Below are 3,683 nucleotides of genomic sequence, written 5' to 3' on the forward strand. Positions count from 1 at the left end.
CGAAGTAGGTGCTGCTACAGAAGTTGAAATGAAAGATAAAAAACTTCGCATCGAAGACGCATTGAACGCAACTCGCGCTGCTGTTGAAGAAGGTATCGTAGCTGGTGGTGGTACTACATTCATTGATATCATCCCTGCATTGAACACATTGGAAGCTACTGGTGATGTTCAAACTGGTATTAATCTTGTTAAACGCGCTGTAGAAGAACCTCTTCGTCAAATCGCTTACAATGCTGGTCTTGAAGGTTCTGTTGTAGTAGAAAAAGTTAAAAATACTGAATCTGGCATCGGCTTCAATGCTTTAACTGAAGAATATATCGACATGGTTAAAGCTGGTATCGTTGACCCTGCAAAAGTTACTCGTTCTGCTCTTCAAAATGCTGCATCCATCGCATCTCTTGTATTGACTACTGAAACAATCGTAGCTGACAAAGTAGAAGAAAATGCTGCAGTACCTGCAATGCCTCCAATGGGTGGCATGGGCGGTATGATGTAATCAACTGCTTAACGCATAATAAATAAACCTATAATAATCCTAATGAATTAGAAACAACATGGTTTCTGTTCATTAGGATTATTTTTTATATTAACTATATAAATATCGAGAAAATTGATTTTGTATACAAATTATGATATAATTCTATAGAATTTAAAATTTATTTTTATTTGATATAATAAATTATTATATATAGTTCTACAGTTCTATATGGCGTAGATCGTTTTGGCTTATATAGCCAATATAAGTAATAATTTAGATAATAGTCTCATCGATTGATGAGTCTTTTATTTATGTAGAGAGGTTGTTATGAATACAAAAACTGTTCCCTTTACGGCTGAACAATTAGAAAATATTATTGCCCAATATCCGACTCCATTCCATATTTACGATGAAGAGGGTATCATTGAAAACATGAAAGCCTTCATTAACGCATTTTCTTGGAATAAAGGATTTAAGCAATATTTTGCTGTAAAAGCAACGCCAAATCCATATATTATGCGTGTGTTACAAAAATTAGGTGTAGGTGCAGACTGCTCTTCCTTGGCAGAGTTATTGCTTTGTGAAAAAGTTGGTATCACAGGCCACGATATTATGTTCACATCTAATGACACACCATATGTGGAGTATAAAAAGGCATTAGATATGGGCGCTATTATTAATCTTGATGATATTACTCATATTGAATACTTAGAAAAGAATCATGGTTCTTTACCTGATACATTCTGTGTACGCTATAATCCAGGCTCTTTAAAAGAGGGTGGCAATACGATTATTGGCATTCCTGAAGAAGCTAAATATGGCATGACTCGTGACCAAGTATTTGAAGCGTACAAACAATTGCAAGCTAAAGTTGTAAAACACTTTGGCATTCACACCATGGTTGTATCTAATGAGCTTGATATTGATGGCTTAGTAGGTACTGCAGAAATTTGCTTTAACCTTGCAGTAGATATTAAGAATGAGCTAGGTATTACTGTTGATTTTATCGATCTTGGCGGTGGTGTAGGTGTTGCTTATAAACCTGAACAAACACCAGTTGACTTTAATGTACTTAGCAAGCGTGTAGAAGAAGTATACAATAACATTCTTGTAGCTAACGGCCTTAATGATGTAGCGTTGGCTTATGAATGTGGTCGTATGGTAACTGGCCCATTTGGTTATCTTGTATCCACTGCCATTCATAAAAAGGATATTTATCGTCAATATATCGGTCTTGATTCCTGTATGGCTGACTTAATGCGTCCTGCATTATATGGTTCTTATCACCATATCACTGTAATGGGTAAAGAAGACGCACCTAAGGATCATGTATATGATGTAACTGGTTCCTTATGTGAAAATAATGATAAATTTGCTATTCAACGGGAATTACCAAAAATTGATATAGGCGATCGTGTCATTATCCATGATACTGGTGCACATGGCCATTCTATGGGCTTTAACTATAATGGTAAATTGCGTTCTGCAGAGTTATTGTTACATAAAGATGGTTCTGTTACACAAATTCGTCGTGCTGAAACGTATGATGATTTGTTTGGAACCCTAGATTTTTCCAACTTATAATTTAATATTGAGAATCGAATAGGATGAGAATGAATATTAAATAAAACCTATCAATATATGTAATACTTGGTATTCTTTTAATTCCTGTATATTTTAGTAGGAATATCTTGCTATCATTTAGATAAGAATGTATAATAATTGTAGATTGTTATGCACCGACTTGCTACGTTGGCGAGAATTACGGCGGTATCACGTTAGTGCGTACCGCCTTTTTATATGTGTCAGAATATACGTTTTACATATAACGCATGTATGTTCCTAGGGTACATACGAATAAAAAGGAGTGAACATTTTGGCTGAATTACTTCAGATAAAAGATTTAAAGGTATCCGTTGAAGACAAACAAATCTTAAAAGGTATCGACTTAACAATTAAAAAAGGTGAAATTCACGTAGTAATGGGTACTAATGGTGCTGGTAAATCTACACTTGCCAATGCAATCATGGGTAACTCTACATATACAGTAGATAGCGGTTCTATTATTTTTGATGGTAAAGATATTACGGAAGATGCAGTAAATGATCGTGCGAAAGCAGGTATCTTTATGTCCTTCCAACATCCAATCTCCATTCCTGGTATTACTGTAGAAAACTTCATTCGTACAGCTAAATCCACAATTACTGGCGAAAACGTTCGCGCTCTATCTTTCAAAAAAGAATTGAAAGAAAAAATGGATGAATTGTCCTTCGACACATCTTATGCTCAACGTTATGTTAATGAAGGCTTCTCTGGTGGTGAACGCAAGAAAAATGAAATTCTTCAAATGTCCATTTTGAATCCTAAATTGGCGATTCTTGACGAAACTGACTCTGGTCTTGACGTAGATGCGGTTCGTATTGTATCTGAAGGCGTACAACGTTTCCACAACGAAGAAAACGCTGTATTGATCATCACTCACCACAACCAAATCTTACAAAAATTGAACCCTGACTATGTTCATGTATTGATCAACGGTAAAATCGTTAAAACTGGTGATGCTTCTCTTGTACGTGAAATCGAAGAAAAAGGTTACGACGCATACAAAGCATTAGCATAGGAGGCACAATGGAAGAAAGAAAGAAAACCCAAGTCGCGGATATGGACCGTGGTGTCTACGACATTAAGAATGACTTTGAATATTCTTATATCGCTGATGCTGGTTTGACTGAAGACATTATCCGTGAAATTTGGTCTAATAAAAATGAACCGGAATGGATGCTAGAGTTTCGTTTGAAATCTTTAGAAATCTATAACCGCATGGGCATTCCTAACTGGATCCCTGATATTTCTGGCTTAGATATGGCTAATATCCATACTTATGTTAAGCCAAAAGTAGATATGAAAGAAAACTGGGACGAAGTTCCAGAAGAAATTAAAAGCACTTTTGACCGTTTAGGTATTCCAGAAGCGGAAAAAACATCTCTAGCTGGTGTTGGTGCTCAGTATGACTCTGAAGTTGTTTACCACAGTATTCAAGAAGATCTTGTTAAACAAGGTGTTATCTATACTGATATTGAAACAGCACTTCATGAGCATGAAGAAATCGTTAAAAAATACTGGATGACATTGATTCCTCCAACTGACCATAAATGGGCAGCGCTTCATGGTGCTGTTTGGTCTGGTGGTTCCTTCGTATATGTAC

General features: G+C 35.9%; 3 protein-coding genes and 1 pseudogene. All 4 read left to right on the forward strand.

The annotated features are described in order from the left end of the window. Window positions 1-496, forward strand: a 496-nt coding sequence (locus tag Q0F90_RS08080) for a TCP-1/cpn60 chaperonin family protein (protein WP_296004596.1), incomplete at its 5' end; no start/stop codon positions are given. 309 nt (window positions 497-805) lie between these two features. After that, window positions 806-2,062, forward strand: coding sequence for a diaminopimelate decarboxylase (locus Q0F90_RS08085; protein ID WP_296004598.1), 1,257 nt, complete (start codon window positions 806-808; stop codon window positions 2,060-2,062). Between the two features lie 292 nt (window positions 2,063-2,354). Continuing rightward, a complete protein-coding gene (gene sufC / locus Q0F90_RS08090; RefSeq protein ID WP_105098272.1) occupies window positions 2,355-3,098 on the forward strand; it encodes a Fe-S cluster assembly ATPase SufC in 744 nt (247 codons plus the stop codon). Window positions 3,099-3,106: 8 nt separating this feature from the next. Continuing rightward, window positions 3,107-3,683 (forward strand): annotated as a pseudogene (locus Q0F90_RS08095) (Fe-S cluster assembly protein SufB); the annotation flags it as partial.

Origin of the sequence: uncultured Veillonella sp. (assembly GCF_934190855.1) — a bacterium.
GTDB lineage: Bacteria > Bacillota > Negativicutes > Veillonellales > Veillonellaceae > Veillonella.

What these genes read in the sequence shown, in the direction of transcription:
- Q0F90_RS08085 (WP_296004598.1), top strand. Translation starts at nt 806, where the DNA reads ATGAATACAAAAACTGTTCCCTTTACGGCTGAACAATTAGAAAATATT.